Below are 21,787 nucleotides of genomic sequence, written 5' to 3' on the forward strand. Positions count from 1 at the left end.
CCGCTAAAATTATCCCCGGTTGAGCAGCTTTATACCGTCAGCTCGCAGTGGACCATCAGGGGAAATGTGGCGGTACAGCGTTTGTCGGGTGATCCCAAGCTCCTGGCATAACGTACTGACTTTCGTCTCTGGCCGTCCCATTGATGCCATTGCCAGTCGCAATTTTATTGGCGTCATTTTGTAAGGCCGTCCGCCGTTCCTCCCGTGGGATCTTGCTGAGGCAAGGCCTGCTGCTGTTCTTTGCGGCGCTGTACGCAGCAGAGACCGACGGCCGCGCGCGACTGGCTCGACACCCGCTTAGTCCCGCCCTCTGGTCAAATGCAGGCTGACGTGTACAGCCTGCAGGCAGAGGATTTCGTCTGGCAACCGGTATCGCCCGCCGTCGGCGCCGTTCGCAATGACAATCCCTCACTCATCCTGCCCATCGATACGCCAACGGTCTGAGTGCCGAATTATCCACAGTTTTGGTGGGTATCATGTGTGCAAACACACGTGAAGAACGCCAAAATCTGCAGGAAAAATCACTCAGAAAATTATTATATTACGCGGCAAAGCGCGATCCGCAGGGGAATTTGGGGTTGCGCGCGTTCGCGTTTTGTTTATGCTTTACTGTATAAATATACAGTTTGGTTATGATTATGCTGAGCAATTCAAGGTTGTATGCTTTTTCACCAGGTGAGTCTCTGACGTTACCGCTGTTTGCCGATCGCGTGGCCTGCGGCTTTCCTTCCCCGGCGCAGGACTATGTCGAGAGCCGGCTGGATATCGGCAAGCTGCTGGTGCGGCATCCCAACGCCACCTACTTTGTACGCGCCAGCGGCGAGTCGATGATCGACGGCAATATTCAGGACGGCGATCTGCTGATTGTCGACAGTGCCCTGACGCCGGAACACGGCAATATCGTGATCGCCGCCGTGGACGGTGAATTCACCGTCAAAAAACTGCAGCGCTACCCCGACGTGCGGCTGTTGCCGATGAACCCCGCCTATGCGCCAATCGTGTTCAATGACGAGGCGCAGCTGGAGATCTTCGGCGTGGTGACCTTTATCGTCTACGCGGCGCTGTAACCATGTTTGCCCTGGTAGACGTCAACAGCTTCTACGCCTCCTGCGAAACCATCTTTCGGCCCGATCTGCGGGGGCGGCCGGTGATCGTGCTGTCCAACAACGACGGCTGTGTGATCGCCCGCAGCGCCGAGGCGAAGGCGTTGGGCGTGCCGATGGGCGCGCCTTATTTCAAAATCAAAGAGGAGATGCGCCGCCGCAACGTCGCGGTGTTTTCCTCCAACTACGCGCTGTACGCCGATATGTCCCGCCGGGTGATGGACACGCTGGAGGAGATGGCGCCGGCGGTGGAGATTTATTCGCTGGACGAAGCCTTTCTGCGGCTGGACGGCGTGGCGCGCTGCGAAGCGCTGGAACCGTTCGGCCGGCGGGTGCGCGATCGCATCCGGCGCGAGCTGCATTTGACGGTCGGGGTCGGCATTGCGCCGAGCAAGACACTGGCCAAACTGGCCAACTTCGCGGCCAAGAAATGGCGCGGCACCGGCGGCGTGGTGGATTTATCCGATCCGGTGCGCCAGCGCAAGCTGCTGGCGTTGATCCCGGTGGAAGAGGTGTGGGGCGTGGGGCGCCGCCTGACACGCCAGCTGCAGGCGATGGGGATCCACACCGCGTTGCAGCTGGCGGATTGCGATACCCGGCTGGCGCGTAAAACCTTCAGCGTAGTGCTGGAGCGCACGATACGTGAACTGCGCGGCGAATCGTGCCTGCGGTGGGAAGATGAGGCGGCGACGAAAGAGCAGATCATCTGTTCCCGCTCGTTCGGCCAGCGTTTGACGCATTACCCGCACATGCGCGAGGCGATCTGCAGCTACGCCGAACGCGCCGCCGAAAAGCTGCGGCAGGAAAAGCGCTATTGCCGCAACGTGTCGGTGTTTATCAAAACCAGCCCGCATTCGGCGGGCGAAGGCTATTACAGCAATATGGGCACCGCCCGGCTGCAAACCCCGAGCAACGACAGCCGCGACATCATCGCCATGGCGGTGCGCGCGCTGGAGAGCATCTGGCAGGAGGGGCGGCGTTATCTGAAGGGCGGCGTGATGTTGGGGGATTTCAGCGCCGCCGCCATGGCGCAGATCGATCTGTTCGACGACTGCCCGCCGCGCCGCAACAGCGAGCGGCTGATGGCGACCCTCGATCGCCTGAATCAGGAAGGGCGCGGGCGCGTATGGTTCGCCGGGCAGGGGATCGTCAAACCGTGGCAAATGAAGCGCGAAATGCTGTCGCCGGCTTACACCACCCGGCTGGCGGATATCCCGCTGGTGCGGTTGGGGGAGCGGGAGCCGCGTGATGCCGAGCCGAAGGAGGAAAAACGCCGCGGGTGACAGCCGGCGGCGTGGGTAGGCTATGCGTTACTTCACCGCTGCCGGATCCGGCTTATCGGGGGTGATGCCATACAGCGCCATGGCGCGGTTGACCTCGCTGCGGGCGATACGGCCTTCGTCAGCCAGCAGTTTCAACGCGGCGAGCGCGATGAAATGGCGGTTGACCTCGAAGAACTCACGTAGCGCCTCGCGGGTGTCCGAGCGGCCAAAGCCATCGGTGCCCAAGGTGATAAAGGCGCGGTCCGGCAAGAACGGTTTGATCTGATCGCCGACGATCTTCATATAGTCCGTCGCCACCACCACCGGGCCAGGATGCGCCGCCAGCAGACTCTGTATATAAGGGACTTTCGGCGGGTCTTCCGGGTGCAGCAGGTTCCAGCGTTCGGCCGCCATGCCGTTACGGCGCAGTTCGCTCAGGCTGGTGGCACTCCAGATATCGCTGGCGACGCCAAAGTCCTCGGCCAACAGCGCCGCCGCCGCCAGCGCCTCGCGCATGATGGCGCCGCTGGCGATCAGCTGAGCGCGCGGGCTCTCTTGGTTTGCCGTTTCGTTCTGTTTGAGCAAATAGGCGCCCTGGATAATCCCGTCCTCCACGCCCGCCGGCATCGGCGGCTGCGGGTATCCTTCGTTGAGCAAGGTGATGTAGTAGTAAATATCCTCTTGTTCAACGAACATCCTGCGCATGCCGCTCTGAACGATCACTGCGAGTTCATAGGCATAGGTCGGATCGTAGGAGACGCAGCTGGGAATGACGGAAGACAGCACGTGGCTGTGGCCGTCGTCATGCTGCAAGCCTTCGCCCATCAGAGTGGTTCTGCCGGAGGTGGCGCCGAGCAGGAAGCCCTTGGTGCGCGCGTCTGCCGCTGCCCAGGCGAGATCGCCCACCCGCTGCAGCCCGAACATGGAGTAAAAGATATAGAACGGGATTGTCGCGACATCGTGGTTGCTGTAGGCGGTGCCGGCGGCGATCCAGGTCGATATCGCGCCGGATTCGTTGATGCCTTCCTGCAAAATCTGGCCGTCTTTGGCCTCTTTGTAGTAGCTGAGCTGCCCGGCGTCTTGCGGGGTATACAGCTGGCCGAGCCAGGAATGGATGCCAATCTGGCGGAACAGGCCTTCCATGCCGAACGTGCGCGATTCGTCCGGCACGATGGGCACAATCAGTTTGCCGATGTTGGCGTCTTTGAGCAGCGTGCCGAGGATATTGACGAAAGCCATGGTGGTCGACATGTTGCGTTCGCCGCTGCCCTTCAGCAGGCCGTCGAAGCGCGATAGTTCCGGTATCGCCAGCGGAGCGGATTGGCCGAAGCGGGCAGGGATGTAGCCGCCCAGCGCAGTGCGCGTCGCGGTGATGTACTTCGCCGCCGCGCTGTCGGGTTCAGGCTTCAGGTAAGGGATCTCTGCCAGTTGGGCGTCGGAGATTGTCAGCCCTAAACGGTCGCGGAAGGCTTTCACCGCATCCTGGCTCATTTTTTTCAGCTGGTGGTTGATGTTCTGCCCTTCACCGGCTTCCCCCATGCCAAACCCTTTGACGGTTTTGGCCAGCACCACCGTCGGTCTGCCCGTGGTATGCACCGCCTGATGGTAGGCGGCGTACACCTTTTGCGGATCGTGGCCGCCGCGGTGCAGCGCCCAGATCTCATCGTCGCTCAGGTCGGCGACCAGCTCGATCAATTCCGGGTACTTGCCGAAGAAATGCTCCCGCACATAGGCGCCGCTTTGCGATTTGAAGGTCTGGTAATCGCCGTCGACGCACTCCATCATCCGCTGCATCAGCAGTCCGGAGCGGTCTTTTTGCAGCAGTTTGTCCCAGCCGCTGCCCCAGATCACCTTGATTACCTGCCAGCCGGCGGCTTTGAAGGTGCCCTCCAGTTCCTGAATGATCTTGCCGTTGCCGCGCACGGGGCCATCCAGCCGCTGCAGGTTACAGTTCACGACGAAGATCAGGTTATCGAGTTTTTCTCGCCCGCCCAGCGCAATCGCCGCCAGCGATTCCGGTTGATCCATCTCGCCGTCGCCGAGGAACGCCCACACCTTTCTTCCCTGGTGAGGTTTCAGCTCGCGGTATTCCAGATAACGCATGTAGCGCGCCTGGTAGGCGGCGGTCAGCGGCCCCAGCCCCATCGAAACGGTGGGATATTGCCAGAAATCCGGCATCAGCCGCGGGTGCGGGTAGGAGGAGAGGCCACGGCGCGCGGATTCGCGACGAAAGTTGTCGAGCAGCTCCTCGTCGATGCGGCCTTCGAGATAGGCGCGGCCATAAATACCGGGGGCGGAGTGGCCCTGGATATACACCATGTCGCCGGCGAAATCATCGGTGCGCCCACGGAAGAAGTGCGTGAATCCCACATCGTAAAGCACTGCGGCCGATTGGTAGGTGGCGATATGCCCGCCAACGTTGGAATGTTTGCCGGCGCGCAGCACCATCGCCATGGCGTTCCAGCGAATAAACGCATTGATGCGCGCTTCAGCGGCCAGATCGCCGGGATACGTCGGCTGCTTATAAGCCGGAATGGTGTTCACGTAGGGCGTGGTGACCAGGCTGAAGAAATCGCCGTATTTTCGCTGATCGGCTTCGGCCATTTTCTCCAGTAAAAAATGCGCGCGCTCACGGCCGTCGATATCGGTGACGCCTTCAAATGCCTCAAGCCATTCAGCCGTCTCTTGCGGGTCAAGATCTGCTTTAACCACGGGTTGGTTCATAAAAGCTCCAAATGTACTTACCTGATAAGGCGCTGAGCGATACAGGGATTTATTGAATTGCAAGTGCAAGAGTTGCAAATGCAACAATGGCGAAAGCCACTCTATCCCTTTACAATTGCAATTGCAACTCACCGCTTTTGACGAGAAAAATGACATGACAGATAAACAACCCGACCTGTGGTTCTCCTTTGTGCGCGCGCATCGGGCGATGATCAGAAAGATAGAGGCGAAGTTGTCGGAAGCGGGGCTGCCGGTTTACGCCTGGTATGACGTGTTATGGGGATTGGAAAGCGGGGAAAACGGCACACGCCGCATGCATGAGCTGGCGGACGTGTTGGTGATTGAGCGTTACAACCTGACCCGCCTGATGGATCGCCTGGAAAAAGAGCGGCTGGTCACGCGTTTTCGATCGGATGACGATCGCCGGGCCTCCTTCGCGACTATCACCGAGGAAGGCAAGGCCCTGCGGAAAAAGATGTGGGAGATCTACCGCACGGTGGTCAACACCCATTTTCTCAACCAGTTCAGCGAAGAAGAGATCGCACGCTTCTCCGACGCGTTGGACAACGCGATGCAGCTGGCCAGAGAGTGATCAGGCATCGGGTGTGATGTGCAGAACGCGCAGCGCATCGGCGATCAGCGCCGAAGGGATTTTCTGCTCGTCGGCCAGCAGTTTGAGGGCGCAGAGCGCAATCCATTCCGCCTGCGGGTAGTGGATTTCGCCGCGCACCCGTGAATCTGAGCCCACCGCGGCAAAGCGTGCGGGAATGAATCGCTTGAGCTGATTGGCAATCAGGTGCGAGTAGTCGGTGACGGCGATGACGGGGGCATTCCCGGCACCCAGGCACGTTTTCAGATGGCATTTGCCGCCGCTGTCCTGGCGCTGCATGTCGGCGAGTTCGGCGTCCTGCGCCAACCGCGTGTAGCTGGGGCAGCTCCAGATTTCAGACGCAATCCCCCAGTTTTTCAATACCTCGGCCGCCTGCTGAACGCGGGCGAGCGCACGGCCGGCGCCGCACAGACGAACCTGCAACGGTGAGTCTGCCGCGGTGGCGACGCGATACATTCCCCTGAACGCCTGTTCTGCGACAAACGGCTCCCCTGAAGAGAGGGGGCCATTGTCTGCGTTGGTCGCGAGATACACCATCTTTCTCGTTCCCTCCAGATAGAGCGCGCGCAGGGCGTGATGGAGTATCGCGCCGGTTTCTCTGGCATTGGCCGGATCGAAAGGCAACCAGCCCGGCATGGCCGTGAGCTGAAGCGGGAACCAGGCCTGAACGCCTTTCGGCAAATCGGCATTGCCGGTATCTGCATCGCTGATGAAAATCCCCTTGCGATTGGTTTCCGGCTCAAGCCCGCGGAGCATGTCCACCGAGGGCGTGTTGACGAAGTAAAACAGCGGCTTCTCATAACGCTCTGATTGATGGCCAAACCAGAGCGGCCAGGCGGTGGCGTAGCGGGAAATCGGCGGCTCGGCGCGCCTTCTGCCGTCGATAAGCCAGATGTCGCCGCTGGCGTTGAGTTCGCCCAGAGTTTGCGCCGTCCAGGCGCTGGCAGAAGGGCGCGAAGCGCCGGCTTTTTGGCTGGCGGAGGTCATCTTGCGGATACAGGCTTCGGCCAGGGTTTGGGTTCTGGCCGAGGCGGCGGGCAGTGTTATACGTTGAGGCGACATGCGGAGCATTCTCTTTAAGTTGCAAGTGCGATGATTGTAATTGCAATTCATGGCGTGTGCCAATGACTTCTGAACAGGTCGCAGCCATCCAGGTGTGTCCCGCGGCGATATATTCAGGTTCTGCAGACGCGATCCTATTTGTTTCACCGACCAGACAGCCGCCATCCGTTGTCCTTATTTCTGCAGTTTTTTATAAATGACGGGCAGCTAAAAACGGTTTGCCGATAGGGATAATGCGCGTGTCAATCCGCGTTAAACGAGAATATCGGCATCTTAAAAATAAAACGAAATAAGGATGAAAGCATATGCCTGGATTTAATTATGGCGGTAAAGGAGATGGGACTAACTGGAGTTCTGAACGCGGTACGGGCCCTGAGCCAGGGGGCGGCGATAAAGGCCATTCCGGCGATCGCGATCGCGGCGGCGCCGGCGTTGGCAACAGCCCTGAACAGCAACAGATAGCGGCGATCCAAAACGATCCGGCGCTGCGCATGAAGCTGGAGGCGGTGATTAAGGCGGCGCGCAGAATTAACCCGGATGCGAAATTGCATATTGAAAGCGTCAGCCCATCCGGCACGCTGAGCCTTTCCGCCACCGGTTTGACGGCCGAGCAGGCGAAGCACATTGGCCTGGGGGGGCTGGTGATGGGGGTCAACGCCAAGGGGATGACAGTGGCGATCGGGGATATCGAAACCGGCCATGCGCGCAAGCCCTCAACTCCTGGCAAAGGCGGCAACAATGGCCTGAATGCCGGGCAGATCGGCGCCTCTTCGTTAGGCAGTTTCGTGACAGACTCGCATCGCGATCGGCCCGTCAGCGGCTGGCATGGCAACGGCAAAACCGGCGAATTCTCGACGACCCGCACGACCGGGAGTTACTACGGTTTTCATCATTTGAAGGTGGAAAAGCAAGACGGAGTGGCGACCTACAACCTCTACTATAAGGCCAATAAGAACCGGCCCGCGTTTATCGCCGTGGTGAGAGGGGATAACCTGAATGCCATGGAGGTGAAATATGCCAACGGCAAACCGGTAAAATCGCCCGGCTCGGTAAAAACGATCGTTAAGGAATTCGTCGAATATCAAAATGCGGAATTAAAAGCCATCAAGGATGGCGTCAGCCTGGCCGCAGGTATCAATAAAGATATCGCGGAAAAGATCGGCGCGAAATACGCCAAACTCGCCAAGGATTTGGAGGCGGGAATACAAGGAAAATATATCCGCAACGTGCAAGATGCGGAGAAAACCTACGAGCAATTGACGAAGGGCCTGAACAAAAAGCTTAAGGCGCAGGACAAAGCGGCGATTGTCACCTGGCTGAAAATGATCGATGCGGAACAGTATGCCCGCAATGCGCGGGTATTAGGCAAGGTCTTCACCGGGGTGGATTGGGCGATCAAAGGCGCGGATCTGGTAAACGCCGCGATTGAAGGTTTCTCAACCGGCAACTGGAAAGCGTTCCGCAACCAGCTCGAAGCGCTCGGGTTGTCGATCGGCGCAGGGTATACGCTTTCCGCTATCGCCGCGTTTTTCGCGCCGACGCTGGTGTCGTCGACGGTGGGCATTTTCGCCTTCGCTTACCTGTTTGGCTGGGCCACCAGCTATATCGATGCGGAACGTGCGGGGGAGCTGGAGAAGTGGGTCGCTGACCTGTAACGGCATGAGGGGGCTGGCCCCCTCATTTTACACCTCACACCCTCTACCTCTTTCACACCACCGGCGCCACTGTCAGCAGCAGATTGGCGAAACGGCGCTGTTCGCCGGAGGCGATCACCAGCAGCGTTCGATCCGATTTGACCGCGGCGTAAAACGCCTCGCGCGGCAGGTGTTCGATCGGGCAATGTGCCGGCAGCAGCTGCCGGTATTCGGCTTCGATGGTGTTGGTGAAGTCCGGCGGGCAGGCCATCAGCGCCGCGCTTTCCACGTTGATGCAGGCCAGCAGTTTTTCCAGGATTGGCGGGGCGGCGAGCGTGCCGGGCGCCAGGTTCAGATAGACCACGGTGGCGTCTTTCGGCGCGTGGGTCACGCAGGCGTAGTTGCCGTCGGCGATCAACACCTGGGTTTTATGCCCGCATTGCGCCAGTGCGGCGAGCAGCGGCGGGTGAGTGATGGCGGATTTGATCATAAAGCGATTCCTGAATGGGCGGGCGGCATGCGCGCCGCCCGCAGCTGAATTACATGCGGTAGATGCCGCCGTTGATGTCGAGAGTGGCGCCGGAGATGAAGCCGTCGTATTCCGCCGCCAGGAAGGCGATGGCGCGCGCCACGTCGTCCGGTGTGCCTGCGCGGCCCAGCGGGATGGCGCGAACGGTTTCCTCCGCCGATGCCTGGGTGGTGTGGCGATTGTGGAAACGGGTGCCGAGGATCAGGCCGGGCGCCACCGCATTCACCCGAATGCCGTGCTCGCCGAGCTCCGCCGCCAGCGAGCGCGTCCAGGTGAGTACCGCGCCCTTGGTGGCGGAATAGACCAGCGAGCCGGCGTGCCCGCCGGCGCGGCCCGCCTGTGAGGCCAGGTTAACGATGCTGGCGCCGTCCGGCGCCGCTTTCAGGTGCGGCAGCGCGCTCTGGGTGACGTTCAGCATGGTGGTCATGTTCACGTCGATCACGGTTTGCCAGAAGGCGCGGTCGATCTCGCCCAGCCATTTGCGCCCGACGATGCCGCCGACGTTATTGATCAGGATATCGATGCCGCCGAGCAACTCGGCGCCGGCCGAGACGCAGCGCAGCGTTTCGTCGGTATCGATGAGATCGGCGTAGCCGTAGGCGGCCTTTTGCCCCAATGAATGGGCCAGCGCCACCAGCGCTTTGGGGCCGCTTTCGTCGCTGTGATAGTGAAAATAGATGTCGCAACCGGCCTTGATCAGCCGCTCCGCGGTGGCGCGGCCGATGCCCTGTTCCGCCCCGGTGATAAAGACCTTTTTGCCCGCAAGATCGCCCATGATTGACTCCTTATTGGTTCGTTAAGAATTGATGACGCCTTCACGCTGTTTGGCGCAGTAGAAAATGCAGATCAACCCGGTGGCCAGCAGGCACGAAGCCAGGAAAAACAGCCCCGGCGCGCTGCTGCCGGTCAGATCGTTCAGCACGCCCACCGCATAGGGAGCGACGAAACCGCCGATATTGCCGATGCAGCTCACCACCGCCAGCCCGGCTGCTGCGGCCGCGCCGGTGGAAATGTTGGCGGGCATGGATAGGAACGGCGGCACGGCGGTATAGATGCCGATGGCGGCGATGCACAGGAATGACAGCGCGACGAACGGGTCGTATTTAAAAAATGTCACCGCGCCCATCAGGCCGATGGCGGCGATCACCATGCTGAGGCCGGCGAACACGCCGAGTTTTTTGGTTTTGCTGGCCCACAGGCTCCACGGATAGACCAGCAGCGCGGCCAGGCCGTAGGGAATGAGCGCCAGCAGGCTGACGCGGAAGATATCGCCGCCGGAAATGGCGCTGATGATCGACGGCAGCCAGGTGCCGAAGCCGTAAATGCCGCACACCATGCCGAAGTTGAGCAGCGCGTAGAGCAGGTATTTCTTGTTTTTAATGCCCTTGAGGAAGTCGCCCAGCGTGATTTTAGAGCCGGATTTGGAGCGGCCGGCGTTGCTCATCAGCCAGGCTTTTTCCTCCACGTTCAGATAGCCGACATCCTTGGGTGAGTTCTTGATCAGGAACGGGATCAGCAGGCCGATGACGATCGGCGGCAGCCCTTCGAGGATGAACAGCAGCTGCCAGGGGGCGAAGCCGAACCAGTCATGCTGAATATTGAGAATAAAGCCGGAAATCGGCGAGCCGACCGCGTTGGACAGCGGCTGGACGATGATGAACATGCCGAGAATTTTAGTGCGGTACTTTTCCGGGAAGAAGACCGTGAAGTAATACACCACCGAGGGAAAGAAACCGGCTTCGCACACGCCCAGCATAAAACGGCAAATATACAGCTCCAGCGGCGTGCGCACAAAACCGAGCAGGGTCGCGAAGATGCCCCAGGAAATTAATATTCTGGCGAACCAGATGCGCGGGCCGAATTTTATGGTGCCGGCGTTGCTGGGTATTTCAAACAGAAAATAGCCGATAAAGAAAATTCCGGAGGCGAAGCCGAAGGCCGAGGCGGTCAATCCCAAATTATCTTCCAGCGCTTTGGCGGCGTAGGCCATATTGTTGCGGTCGAGAAAGGCCAGGAAATACAACAATATCATGAGGGGCACAATATGCAGCGTCAATTTCCTGATGGCGCTGCGTTCAATATCCTTTGGCATTGTTTTTTTCATCATGGTTTTTTCCATGTGGTTAATCGGAATAATAGCGGTCCGGCCCAAAGCAATGAGCGGAGAGCTGAATAACGACGTTACGTGCATAAAAGCGTCGCGCCGTTTATTTATTGCGACGATTCTATTTTTTCTGCTTTTAGCTGTGACGATCCGGACGATGCCGACTGCGCATCGTCTGGGAAAGCCGTTTTTACTCTATTAACCGGCGGTTTTGACCGAGCGCCGGCTGATGACCGTCGGCGGGAAGAGAAACTCGCCGGGCGGTTGCGAATCATTGTTGATGCGGCCGATCAGGCGTTCGACCATCAGCTGCGCCATCTCCGCCAGCGGCGGACGGACGGACGTCAGCCCCGGTTCGGCCAGGCCGGCCAGCGCGATATTGTCGATGCCGATCACCGAGATGTCTGCGGGCACCTGGACGCCGGTGGCGCGCAGGCCCACCATCAGCCCGATGCCCAACGCATCGTTAATCGCCACGATGCCGTCCGGGCGTGGCGCCAACGCGAGAACGCGCGGCGCCAGCGTCAGCCCCAATTCGAACATTTCCGTGTCGCCGTAGGCGCTGGTGGCCTTGCCTTCGATCACCCGTTGGCGTTCGCTCAGGCTGTGCCCCAGGGCGCTCAGAAAACCGTCGATCTTGTGGCTGCGCCCGACGGTCAGCGTCGCTTCGGTGGCGAACACGATGTGCCGGCAGCCGCGTTCGAGCAGGTGCTGCGCGGCCAGGCGCCCGGCGGCGATATTGTCCATCGACACGCTGTCGAACAGCCGGCTATCGGTGGCCATCTGCTCGGCAAACGGGCTGTCGTAGCTGACAATCTTCATGCCTCGCTCGGCGGCCCGAACAAAATGGGTCTGACGAATGTCGCTCGCCGCCACGATGATGCCGCGCACGCCGTGCAGGAACATATCGTCGATAAACGCGGCCTCCTCCTGCTCCTGGCGGTAGGCGTTGCCGAGCAAGACCCGGTAACGGTGAGCCCGCGCCGCGCCGTCGACCGCATGCGCCAGCGCCGAAAAGCTCGGGTTAACGATCGACGGCAGCAGCAGGCCGATGATTTTCGCCTGCGGCGTGGGTGCCGTCGCCGATTGAGCCGGCCGGTAGCCCAGGGTCGCCATCGCCCGTTCGATGCGCTCACGGGTCTGCGCGCTCATCTGGTGACTGCGATTATTCAGCAGGTTCGACACGCTGCTGATGGACACGCCGGCCAACCGCGCCACATCACGAATATTTGCCATTTGCCGCTACCTTGCTGCCTGCCGTTAGCCTGCAATCTATAAGGGAAGCCGGCCGCAGGCAAGCTGCAACCGGGGCGCCGCGTGCATGGGATCGCGCATTTGTGAGAGTCGTCAGGCGGCAGCCGTGTTGTTTACTAAACAACAGCGGGGTGGGGGTACTGTGTTAACGCAGATGAGTGAGATCTGCGAAGCATCTCTCGTTTATCGCCCTTCGGGGCGGCGGGTTCTGTACTATTGTTTTCTCTTTGCGGCACGTTCCAGGCCGATGGGGCGCTGGGCGCAACGGAGATCACAGATGAACAAACGGGAATTAGAAAGCGCGATTGTCACCGATTTTTCCAAACGCATGAGCTATGGCGACTACCTGTGCCTGGACCAACTGCTGGACTGCCAGCACCCGCTCTCCAACCCGCCGCATCATGACGAAATGCTGTTCGTGATACAGCATCAAACCTCCGAACTGTGGATGAAGCTGATGCTGCACGAGCTGCAGGCGGCGCTGCGGCTGGTGCAGCAGGACAAACTCAGCCACTGTTTCAAAATCCTCGCGCGCGTCAAACAGATCCAGCGGCTGCTGTTCGAACAGTGGGCGGTGCTGGAAACGCTGACGCCGTCGGAATACGTCGAGTTTCGCGACGTGCTGGGCAGTTCGTCGGGCTTCCAGTCGCACCAGTACCGGTCGATCGAATTCCTGCTCGGCAACAAGAACGCCGCCATGCTGGCGGTGTTCAGCAGCGATGCGGAAAAGCACGCCGCGCTGAAGGCGATCCTCGAAGCGCCGAGCCTGTACGACGAATACTTGCTGTACCTGGCGCGCCACGGCTTGCCGATCCCGCAGGAGTGTCTCGAGCGCGACTGGACGCAGCCCTACCAGCGCAACCCGGATCTGCTGCCTGCGTTTAAAGTGATCTACGACAACCCGCAAACCTACTGGGAAGCGTATGAAATGGCGGAGAAGCTGGTGGATATCGAAGAGAGTTTCCATCTGTGGCGTTTCCGCCATATGAAAACGGTGGAGCGGATCATCGGCTTTAAGTCAGGCACCGGCGGCTCCAGCGGCGTCAGCTTCCTGAAAAAGGCGTTGGATCTGACCTTTTTCCCCGAGTTGCTGGACGTGCGTACCGAAATCGGCGCCTGAGACATTGTGAGGGGGAAGGGCGATGAGCGTGAGGATTATCGATAAGGCGGCGGAGAAGGTGGTGGGAGTGAGAGTCGTGGGGCCGTATCCGCAGACCATCCCGCAGGGCTCGCAGCAACTGTTGGCATGGCGGCAGCGCCACGAGGTGCCGTTCGGCAAATGGCTGGTGCTGTATTGGGACGATCCGGCGGAAGTGGCGCCGGAAAAGCTGCGCGCCGACGTGGTGATGAGCGTGGCGGACGATTTCGCGCTGCCGGCGGGCAGCGAGGGCGTCACCGTGCAGACGCTGCCCGCCGGGCAGTATGCGGTCTACCACGTGCGCATCAGCGATGGCGATTTCGAGCGGGTGTGGGGCGAGTTCTATCAGAAGCTGCTGCCGGCCAGCGGCTACCAGCCGGTTGAGGGGGTGAGCTATGAGCACTATCTCAACGACTGCGAAGCCGACGGCTATTTCGACCTCGATATTTACCAGACGGTGAAGAAGTGGTGAGAGCGGCTTGATGCGCAGAAAGGCTGAATCGACGGGATGTGCCGATTCAGCCTGTGATTGTCATTCCTGTTCGGTTTAGGAGCGGTGACAAGAGGAGGGAGTGTCACTCGCACTGAGGTATAGGCCGTTTGATATCTATACGGTGTAGGTAGATAGGCCAAGTCTCACTTTATCGTCTTGGAATCAAGTGCCTTGGAATCACCCGGTGGCGGTTGTGGTGGCTATTTCCCCCAAGTTCCTTTTTGATTCATTAATATCTTACCATTCTTTATAACTGTCAGTGTGTTATCAATTTTACTGAGCATGTAGGTCGTCGATGCATTTTTAAACTCATAACTGATTATTGGGCATGGGGCTGTATTGCAATCAGCACGTGTAACTTTTCCCTGCAAAGTTACAGCAGCACCATCTTTTTTACGCTCTCCATAATAAGTAGCATCATTACAGTTTCCTTTACTGATGCAAACAGTCATGAGCTTGATAGAGAATGACTGTGTGTCAAAGTATTCTTCCTCAGTCCTCACCTTATTTCTTTTGCTGTCTGAGGAAAAATGCATGTCTTTGAAGCGTGCAGCCCAATGCAGAATATCTTTATTAATAGGGGAATCTTTATCAGATGATTTGTAATTTATGATATCAGAATCAGGTACAACCCAGGCGACATAAATTTTCCCATCGGGATTGATGACCAGAGCAGAGGCATTTTCCAGATAAAGATCTTTTAGCCAGCCTTCAACAAATAACCCACCACCTGGGGTTGAATGAGGTTCACCGAACACATCAAAGTTGTTGATGTACTTTTCATAGTCTTGACCCAGTATGCTTTTAAGATTGTCAGTGACCGCTTTATCGTTGACCAGCCCGCTTACTGTGTTGATTTTGTTATATTGTAACAAATCTATCGCTGATGTGGATTCAATGGAGCAAAGCAAAGAAGCAGCAAACAATGTAGGTAATAAGATTTTTTTGAACATAAATCACTCGTTTGATAATTTTAAAAATTCTTCTGCTTCCCGGGCATACCGCTTTTGAAGGCCATTACCATAACGTGCCCACCAGTTGTACTGTTTACCACCCTGCGTCGTGATGGTATCTCCATATATTGCTCTATCGTATTCTACCCGAGCTTTAAGTAAATTATCCTGAAAGCTTTCCGCCGACATACTTTCAATTTTGGCTATTGCCTCCGGCGTTAAGGTATCAGCCTTAACTATTCGTCCGGACTCCATGGAGTTCAGGATCGCTTGTGCGCCAGATGAGCCACGCATATGTGCCAATGAAGTTATTGCCCCTTGTTTTCCTGGATCAGAAAAGTTCAGTGCACCTGCAGACTTCGCTGATGCGCTCATTGCTTTGGATACTTCCTCAAACTCTTCAGCGCTGCCTTGGCCGTATTGGTTACGAGCAGCAAGGATTTTGTCATAGGCATTGCCATTTCCTTTTCTGAATCCGTATAACTCACGGCGCCCACCTTGTTCTCCAGCACTCCCTTCAGAGGCCATGACCGATTCAACAACCCGATTATCAATTCTGCCGGGTTTTGTTGTCGATTGAGCATTTTGCGTGATAGATGCCGGCGCCGCTGCCGCCGCCCGAGGGGCGGCGTTAACCGGCTTTCCCGGCGTACCAATTACCTACTCTTTAGGGAACAGCTGATCGACGGCGCTCTGGATCGCCGCCTGATGGCCGCCACCCGGTGCGGCGGTGCGTGCGGCGCCGCCAGGCTGGTTGAGATCCAGCTGGCCGCCGGTGTTGATCGCGCCATCCTCTTTCACCGTGATATTGAAACTGGTGCCGGTGATGTTGATTTGGCCGTCCGCCAGCAGTTCGATCACGCTTTCGCCGCACTCGAGCCGCAGCGATTCGCCGGAGCCGAGGGTAAAGGCATTGACCACGGCGTCGCTGCGCGTTTTGCCGGTCAGCGCGGAGGCGTCGCCTTTGACGCCGGTGGCCTGATTGAGCACCACCCGCTTGATCTGGTTGCCGCCCACCAGGTGGGTGTGGTCGTTAGCGATGGTGTGGCTCTCATCGTTTTTCACCTGGGTGTCCATGTTGCGCTCCGCCTGGATCCACACCTGCTCGGCGCCGGCCTTGTCTTCGAAACGCAGGGCGTTGGCGTTGTCGGCGGTGCCGTCCTTGGTGCGGCTCATAAAGCCCATCTGGGTGGCGGCGGCCGGCAGCGCCCAGGGCGGCATGCTGGCTTCGTTATAGACGCGCCCGGTGACGATCGGCCGATCCGGATCGCCGTTGATAAAGTCCACCACCACTTCGTCGTTCACGCGCGGGATCTGCACGCCGCCGTAGCCCTGGCCGGCCCAGGCGCTGGAGACGCGCACCCAGCAGGAGCTACCGTCGTCTTTCGGCCCGAAGCGATCCCAGTGGAACTTCACCTTGATGCGGCCGTATTTGTCGGTCCAAATCGATTCGCCGGCCGGGCCGACCACCCGGGCGGTCTGCGGTCCGTGGGTTTTCGGCCAGCTGGCCTGCTGCGGCGGGTGCCAGGGCACGTCCGCCGGCAGGACGATGAAGTCGATGCGGTGTTCGCTGCTCTGATCGTCGCCGCTGGCGTAGCGATTCTCTTTCAGATGGTAGCTGGCCTGCAGCGTCAGATATTCGCGATTGTCGTCGGCATGCGGGGCGTTATACAGCGTGAAAGTACTGCCGGGGGCGATGCCCATGGCGGTGGCGGTGCCTCGGATCTGCTGATGTTCGGCCTGCCAGGCCTCCTGGCGCACACGGGCGTAGAACTCGCCCTGCTGATGCTCGGTGTAGCGGCCCGGCCAGTCGTAAACGTCGATCTGCCCCGGCGTGGGTGAGACCGGGTTTTGCCGCGCCTGGAACAGCCAGGCGTTCGGTTTGCGAAAATCGTAGTCGTCCAGGCTGTAGATGCCCGGCGTGACGCGATCGGACAACGTCCACTGGCTGATGCCTTCCTCGCTGGTGCTGCCGCCGGACGGCGTCAGGTGGTAGGGGATCATCTCGTAGCCGGGATAGGGCTGGTGGTGGTGGGGCGCATCCCCGAGCACCAGCGTGTGTTTGCCCATCTCGTGTTTGAAATAGTAATAGATGCCCTCCAGCTCCATCAGGCGGCTGATGAAGTTGAAGCTGCTTTCGTTGTACTGCACGCAGTAGCCCCACAGGCGATAGTCGCCGGTCAGCTGATCTTCCAGCTGCACGTTGTGCTCCGCCAGCAGGGTCTTGACGATCTGCGGAACCGTCTGTTCCTGGAAGATGCGGAAGTTGCGGTCTTTGGTCATCGGCCACAGATCCGGCTGCACGTGCAGGTTATACACCGCGTAGCGCGTGCCGCCGATCTCTTCGCTGCTGACGGCGATGGCGGTGATCTTGCCGTTCAGGTAGCGCGGGGCGCTGAGAAAGCCCTGGGTCGGGATCTCCAGCGTCAGCGGTTGGCCGAGCAGCGCTTTGCGATCGAGCCGCGCGTCGGTGCTCAGCAATTCAATAGAGAAGTCGAAAGGAGTGGAAAGCGCTTCGATGCCGTCCAGCGAGCGGAACAGCAGTTGCTCCTGGCCCAGCGGCGTGTGCGCAATAATGCGATCCAACATGAGAACGTCCTCTGTGATTGACGTCATGCCCTGCATACTCCGGCGTTGCAGCGGCCTTGCCGCGCGGCCAATGAGGGGGCAGTTGCTCGTCAGTCTCATGAAATAGGGAAAACCCCGCCGCGGCGGAGTTTCAGAACGGGATTAACCGGCGGTGGCCGGATTGACCAGCCAGGTGCCGGCGGTGTCGATGCTGAGCTGTTGGCGGCGCAGCCGATCGTTGTGGCGGATCTCCAACTGATAACGGCCCGGCGCCAGGTTCAGGCTGGCGAAGCCGTTTTCGCCCGCAGTGACCTGCTGCGGCTTGCCGTCGAGGCTGACCTGCTCACCCGGCTGCAGTTTGAAGTACACCAGCGCCACCGGCTGCGGTGGCGGCGCCGCTTTTTCAGGTTCTGTCGCTGCAGGCTGCGCGGTTTGCGGCGCGCTCGGCTGCTCCGTCAGGGTTTTCTGCGCCGGTGACGCTACGGTGTTTTGGGCGACGGCCTGAGCGTCGTCCTTGCCGCCGCTCAGCCAGGCGACGGCGCCGATCACCAGCAGCGCCGCGACGCCGGCGCCGGCCATTATCGGGCGCGAGAATTGGGTGCCGCGCGCGGTAACGGCGCCGGCGGCGGCCGCAGCGGCGGCCGGGTTGGCGGCGACCAACAAGTTCTCTGGCGCGGCGGCCGGGGTGCTGATGATTTCGTTTTCATCGGCGATCGGCAGGTGCAACAGCTCGGCCATTTCGTCGATGGTCTGCGGGCGGTCTTCCGGCTTCAGCGCCAGCGCGCGATCGACGGTGCGCAGCAGCTCCGGCGAGTAGCCGGCGGGGCGGCGCTCGGTCAGCGGCTGGTAGCTGTCTTCGATGCTGCGCACCACGCTGACCGGCGGCGGCGAACCGACGATCAGCGTGTGCAGCACGGCGCCCAGCGCGTAGATATCGGTCCACGGCCCCTGTTCGCCGTCGCTGTTCTCGGTGTACTGCTCGATCGGCGCGAAGCCCGGTTTGAGCATGATCTCCGTTTCGTCCGACAGGTTGCCGATCTCTTTGCGCGCCGACCCGAAGTCCAGCAGCACCGGCAGCTGGCTCTCCTGGATCTGGATGTTATCCAGCGAAATGTCGCGGTGCAGATAGCCTTCCTGATGGATGGTGTTGATGGCGCTGAACAGCGGCGGCAGCAGCCGACGGATCCACGCCTCGTTGATTTTTTCCGGCTGCTGCGCCTGCAGGTTTTTCAGCGTGGTGCCGCTGTAAAACTGGGTGCCCATATAGGCGGTGCCGTTCTCTTCCCAGAAGCGCAACACGTGCAGCAGGCCGGGATGCGAGAAGCGCGCCAGCAGACGCGCCTCCTGAATAAAGCTGTTCAGCCCGGCCTGGAAAGTTTTGCCGAAGCGCTCGCCGCGCAGCCCGATACTGAGATCGTCGTTGCGTTTCGCCAGCGAGGTCGGCATGTACTCCTTGATGGCGATGGTGCGTTCCAGTTGGTGATCGTAGGCGCGATAGACGATGCCGAAGCCGCCTTCGCCGATCGCTTCCTGGATCTCGAATTCGTTGAATCGATAGCCGCTCGGCAGGCTGTTCGAATTCGGTTTGGTTATCCCGGTTCCCGACATAGTGATGACTCTCTGTGTTCAAAGGGCCGCCGTCTCGGCGGCCGCGGCGTTATGCCTGAAATTGACAAATGAATTCGTTGTTCTGCAGCGCGATATGCAGCTGGCGATAGCGCTGGTCGTTGGCGCTGCCGGTCAGCAGGGTGTGGCTGATCTGCGGCAGCAGGGTGTTGGTCAGGATGGCGTCGACCATGCGGCCGCCGGACTCCACCTCGGTGCAGCGGCTGACGATCTGCTCGATGACCGCGTCGTCGAAGGTGCAGACGATGTCGTGATTCTCCGCCAGGCGACGCTGAATGCGGCCCAACTGCAGGCGCACGATGTTGCCCAGCGTGGCGTCGGTCAGCGGGTAATACGGCACCACCAGCAGACGGCCGAGCAAGGCGGCCGGGAACACCGACAGCAGCGGTTGGCGCAGCGCGCCGCTCAGCGCCTCCGGCTCCGGCAGCAGCTCCGGATCGCTGCACAGCCCGGCGATCAGATCGGTGCCGACGTTGGAGGTCAGGATGATGATGGTGTTGCGGAAATCGATATGGCGGCCTTCGCCGTCCTCCATCCAGCCCTTGTCGAACACCTGGAAGAAGATTTCATGTACGTCCGGGTGCGCTTTCTCGATCTCGTCCAACAGCACCACGCTGTAAGGACGGCGGCGCACCGCCTCGGTCAGCACGCCGCCTTCGCCGTAGCCGACATAGCCGGGCGGCGCGCCTTTCAGCGTCGAAACGGTGTGCGACTCCTGGAATTCACTCATGTTGATGGTGATGACGTTCTGCTCGCCGCCGTACAGGGTTTCCGCCAGCGCCAGCGCGGTTTCGGTTTTGCCGACGCCGGAGGGCCCGGCCAGCAGGAACACCCCGACCGGCTTGTTCGGATCGTCCAGCCGCGCCCGTGAGGTGCGCACCCGGCGGGCGATCAGATCCAGCGCATGGCGTTGGCCGATCACGCGCTGGTTCAGGGTGTCGGAGAGTTGCAGCACCGCTTCAATCTCGTTTTTCACCATGCGGCCCAGCGGGATGCCGGTCCAGTCGGCCACCACCGCCGCCACGATGTTGGCGTCGACGGCGGCGAAGATCAGCGGCGCTTCGCCCTGCAGCGCGCTCAGTTGCTGCTGCAGCTCGCCCAGTTGGGCGCGCAGCGCGTCGGCGTCAGGGCTCGCCTCCGTTTCTTCGCCGGCAGGCTCCTCCGCTTCCTGCCGGTGCAGCTGGGCGCGCAGCGTGATGATCTCTTGGATCAGCGTCAGCTCTTGCTGCCAGCGCTCGGTCAGCTGTTCGAGCTCCAGGCGCAGCGCGGTCAGCTGAGCTTCAATCTCCTGCGGGCGCAGGGGATCGCCGATGCCGACCTTGGCCTCGCGGCGGGCGATATCCAATTCGATCTGCAGCGCATCGATGCGATGGCGGCAGTCTTCAACCTGGGCGGGCTCGGCGTGTTGGCTGACCGCCACGCGCGCGCAGGCGGTATCCAGCAGCGCCACCGCCTTGTCCGGCAACTGGCGGGCCGGAATATAGCGATGGGACAGCCGCACCGCGGCGTCCACCGCTTCATCCAGCAGCAGCACGCGGTGGTGTTGCTCCAGCGGGCTGACGGTGCTGCGCAGCATCAGCAGCGCCTTGTCTTCGCTCGGTTCGTGCACCTGCACCACCTGGAAACGGCGGGTGAGCGCCGGGTCTTTCTCGATGTATTTCTTGTATTCCGACCAGGTGGTGGCGCCAATGGTGCGCAGTTGGCCGCGCGCCAGCGCCGGCTTCAGCAGGTTGGCGGCGTCGCCGGTGCCCTGGGCGCCGCCGGCGCCGATCAGGGTGTGAATTTCGTCGATAAACAGGATGATTGGCGTCGGGCTGGACTGCACTTCGTCGATTACCGCCTGCAGCCGTTTTTCAAACTCGCCCTTAACGCCGGCGCCGGCCTGCAGCATGCCGATGTCCAGCAGGCACAGTTTCACGTCGCGCAGCTGCGGCGGCACATCGCCGGCCACGATACGCAGCGCCAGGCCTTCCACCACCGCGGTTTTGCCGACGCCGGCCTCGCCGGTCAGCAGCGGGTTGTTCTGGCGGCGGCGCATCAGGATATCGATGATTTGCCGGATCTCTTCATCGCGGCCGGCCACCGGGTCGATCTCGCCGTCGCGCGCTCTGGCGGTCAGATCCTGGGCATACTGCGCCAGCACGCTTTCACCGCTGCGCGCCGCGCCGGATGCGTTCTCGGCGCGGCTTTCCGCCGGCGCATCCTGGGCGTTTTCCGCCGAGTGAGCGGTAATGACGGCGAACTGTTCCATCAACAGATCGGCGTTGATGCGCTCGAACTGCGGAGAAATGGCCTTCAGCAGATGGCGCAGGCTGTAGGTTTTCAGAATGCCGAGCAGCAGGTGGCCACCGCGGATGCGCGCCGCGCCGAATTTCAATGAGCCATAGACCCAGGCGCGTTCTACTGCGCTGTCGATGTGCTCGGACAGATCGGAGATGGCGCTGGCGCCACGCGGCAGGCGATCGAGCGCCTCGACGATGTCGCGCGCCAGCTGCGCTTCGTCCAACGTGAAGTGGCGGACGATCTGCTGCAGATCGCCATCCGGCGATTGCATCAGCTGATGCAGCCAGTGCGCCAGTTCGACGTAGGGGTTACCGCGCAGCTTGCAAAACGCCGTCGCACTTTCCAGAGAGGTGAATAACAGGCTATCCAGTTTGCCGAATAATACCGAGCGGCTGATTTCAGACATGGTTTTCCTCAGGTCTCAGAGTGGCATGACGCCGCAGG

Annotated in this window: 17 protein-coding genes and 2 pseudogenes; 7 read left to right on the plus strand and 12 right to left on the minus strand. The window is 60.2% G+C overall.

The window, feature by feature from the left end; translation table 11 throughout:
• Positions 1 to 9: 9 nt before the first annotated feature.
• Positions 10 to 243, minus strand: a pseudogene (locus ACMGF7_RS16990) (resolvase); the annotation flags it as partial.
• A gap of 21 nt (positions 244 to 264) precedes the next feature.
• Between ACMGF7_RS16990 and ACMGF7_RS16995 the strand changes: the two are divergent.
• From ACMGF7_RS16995 to umuC, 3 genes and pseudogenes are all read left to right on the plus strand, one after another.
• Positions 265 to 444: pseudogene (locus ACMGF7_RS16995) on the plus strand (hypothetical protein); the annotation flags it as partial.
• 188 nt (positions 445 to 632) lie between these two features.
• Positions 633 to 1,067, plus strand: coding sequence for a translesion error-prone DNA polymerase V autoproteolytic subunit (gene umuD / locus ACMGF7_RS17000; protein ID WP_015378308.1), 435 nt, complete (start codon positions 633 to 635; stop codon positions 1,065 to 1,067).
• Positions 1,068 to 1,069: 2 nt separating this feature from the next.
• Positions 1,070 to 2,386, plus strand: coding sequence for a translesion error-prone DNA polymerase V subunit UmuC (umuC, locus tag ACMGF7_RS17005; protein ID WP_049240676.1), 1,317 nt, complete (start codon positions 1,070 to 1,072; stop codon positions 2,384 to 2,386).
• A 27-nt stretch (positions 2,387 to 2,413) separates the two neighbouring features.
• On the opposite strand, the gene aceE is transcribed toward umuC, so the two are convergent.
• Positions 2,414 to 5,089, minus strand: a complete 2,676-nt coding sequence (gene aceE / locus ACMGF7_RS17010) for a pyruvate dehydrogenase (acetyl-transferring), homodimeric type (protein ID WP_420286541.1) — start codon at positions 5,087 to 5,089, stop codon at positions 2,414 to 2,416.
• 154 nt (positions 5,090 to 5,243) lie between these two features.
• Between aceE and ACMGF7_RS17015 the strand changes: the two genes are divergently transcribed.
• Positions 5,244 to 5,681, plus strand: coding sequence for a MarR family winged helix-turn-helix transcriptional regulator (locus ACMGF7_RS17015; RefSeq protein WP_015378305.1), 438 nt, complete (start codon positions 5,244 to 5,246; stop codon positions 5,679 to 5,681).
• On the opposite strand, the gene ACMGF7_RS17020 is transcribed toward ACMGF7_RS17015, so the two are convergent.
• On the minus strand, positions 5,682 to 6,761 hold the full coding sequence (locus ACMGF7_RS17020) for a transketolase-like TK C-terminal-containing protein (protein ID WP_420286543.1): 1,080 nt from the start codon (positions 6,759 to 6,761) through the stop codon (positions 5,682 to 5,684).
• A 305-nt stretch (positions 6,762 to 7,066) separates the two neighbouring features.
• On the opposite strand from ACMGF7_RS17020, the gene ACMGF7_RS17025 reads away from it, so the two are divergent.
• On the plus strand, positions 7,067 to 8,416 hold the full coding sequence (locus ACMGF7_RS17025; RefSeq protein WP_420286544.1) for a colicin-like pore-forming protein: 1,350 nt from the start codon (positions 7,067 to 7,069) through the stop codon (positions 8,414 to 8,416).
• Positions 8,417 to 8,468: 52 nt separating this feature from the next.
• Here the strand turns inward: ACMGF7_RS17025 and ACMGF7_RS17030 are convergent, their stop codons facing one another.
• From ACMGF7_RS17030 to ACMGF7_RS17045, 4 genes are all read right to left on the minus strand, one after another.
• A complete protein-coding gene (locus ACMGF7_RS17030) occupies positions 8,469 to 8,885 on the minus strand; it encodes an RbsD/FucU domain-containing protein (RefSeq protein ID WP_049240670.1) in 417 nt (138 codons plus the stop codon).
• 49 nt (positions 8,886 to 8,934) lie between these two features.
• A complete protein-coding gene (locus ACMGF7_RS17035; protein WP_021505753.1) occupies positions 8,935 to 9,699 on the minus strand; it encodes an SDR family NAD(P)-dependent oxidoreductase in 765 nt (254 codons plus the stop codon).
• Between the two features lie 21 nt (positions 9,700 to 9,720).
• Positions 9,721 to 10,956 carry an MFS transporter gene (locus tag ACMGF7_RS17040; RefSeq protein ID WP_228392596.1) on the minus strand — a complete coding sequence of 412 codons (1,236 nt, stop codon included), beginning with the start codon at positions 10,954 to 10,956 and terminating at the stop codon, positions 9,721 to 9,723.
• Between the two features lie 270 nt (positions 10,957 to 11,226).
• Positions 11,227 to 12,264 carry a LacI family DNA-binding transcriptional regulator gene (locus tag ACMGF7_RS17045; RefSeq protein WP_154746414.1) on the minus strand — a complete coding sequence of 346 codons (1,038 nt, stop codon included), beginning with the start codon at positions 12,262 to 12,264 and terminating at the stop codon, positions 11,227 to 11,229.
• A gap of 295 nt (positions 12,265 to 12,559) precedes the next feature.
• Here ACMGF7_RS17045 and kynA point away from each other — a divergent pair, with 295 nt between their 5' ends.
• Both kynA and sbmC read left to right on the plus strand, forming a co-directional pair.
• A complete protein-coding gene (gene kynA / locus ACMGF7_RS17050) occupies positions 12,560 to 13,402 on the plus strand; it encodes a tryptophan 2,3-dioxygenase (protein WP_033635042.1) in 843 nt (280 codons plus the stop codon).
• Positions 13,403 to 13,424: 22 nt separating this feature from the next.
• Positions 13,425 to 13,892 (plus strand): DNA gyrase inhibitor SbmC, encoded by a 468-nt coding sequence (gene sbmC, locus ACMGF7_RS17055; RefSeq protein WP_049240665.1) that lies wholly within the window; start codon positions 13,425 to 13,427, stop codon positions 13,890 to 13,892.
• 221 nt (positions 13,893 to 14,113) lie between these two features.
• On the opposite strand, the gene ACMGF7_RS17060 is transcribed toward sbmC, so the two are convergent.
• The 5 genes from ACMGF7_RS17060 to tssH form a co-directional block, all read right to left on the minus strand.
• Positions 14,114 to 14,866, minus strand: coding sequence for a hypothetical protein (locus tag ACMGF7_RS17060; protein ID WP_053091199.1), 753 nt, complete (start codon positions 14,864 to 14,866; stop codon positions 14,114 to 14,116).
• Between the two features lie 3 nt (positions 14,867 to 14,869).
• Positions 14,870 to 15,394: a hypothetical protein gene (locus tag ACMGF7_RS17065; protein WP_141241430.1), complete on the minus strand. Its 525-nt coding sequence runs from the start codon at positions 15,392 to 15,394 to the stop codon at positions 14,870 to 14,872.
• A 132-nt stretch (positions 15,395 to 15,526) separates the two neighbouring features.
• On the minus strand, positions 15,527 to 17,455 hold the full coding sequence (locus tag ACMGF7_RS17070; RefSeq protein WP_164094823.1) for a type VI secretion system Vgr family protein: 1,929 nt from the start codon (positions 17,453 to 17,455) through the stop codon (positions 15,527 to 15,529).
• 141 nt (positions 17,456 to 17,596) lie between these two features.
• Complete coding sequence (locus tag ACMGF7_RS17075; RefSeq protein WP_049240662.1) at positions 17,597 to 19,042, minus strand: serine/threonine protein kinase; 1,446 nt, start codon at positions 19,040 to 19,042, stop codon at positions 17,597 to 17,599.
• A 49-nt stretch (positions 19,043 to 19,091) separates the two neighbouring features.
• Positions 19,092 to 21,749, minus strand: coding sequence for a type VI secretion system ATPase TssH (tssH, locus tag ACMGF7_RS17080; protein ID WP_164094824.1), 2,658 nt, complete (start codon positions 21,747 to 21,749; stop codon positions 19,092 to 19,094).
• Positions 21,750 to 21,787: the final 38 nt, after the last annotated feature.

It is taken from the genome of Serratia sp. BNK-17, from assembly GCF_048684935.1.
GTDB lineage: Bacteria > Pseudomonadota > Gammaproteobacteria > Enterobacterales > Enterobacteriaceae > Serratia > Serratia nematodiphila.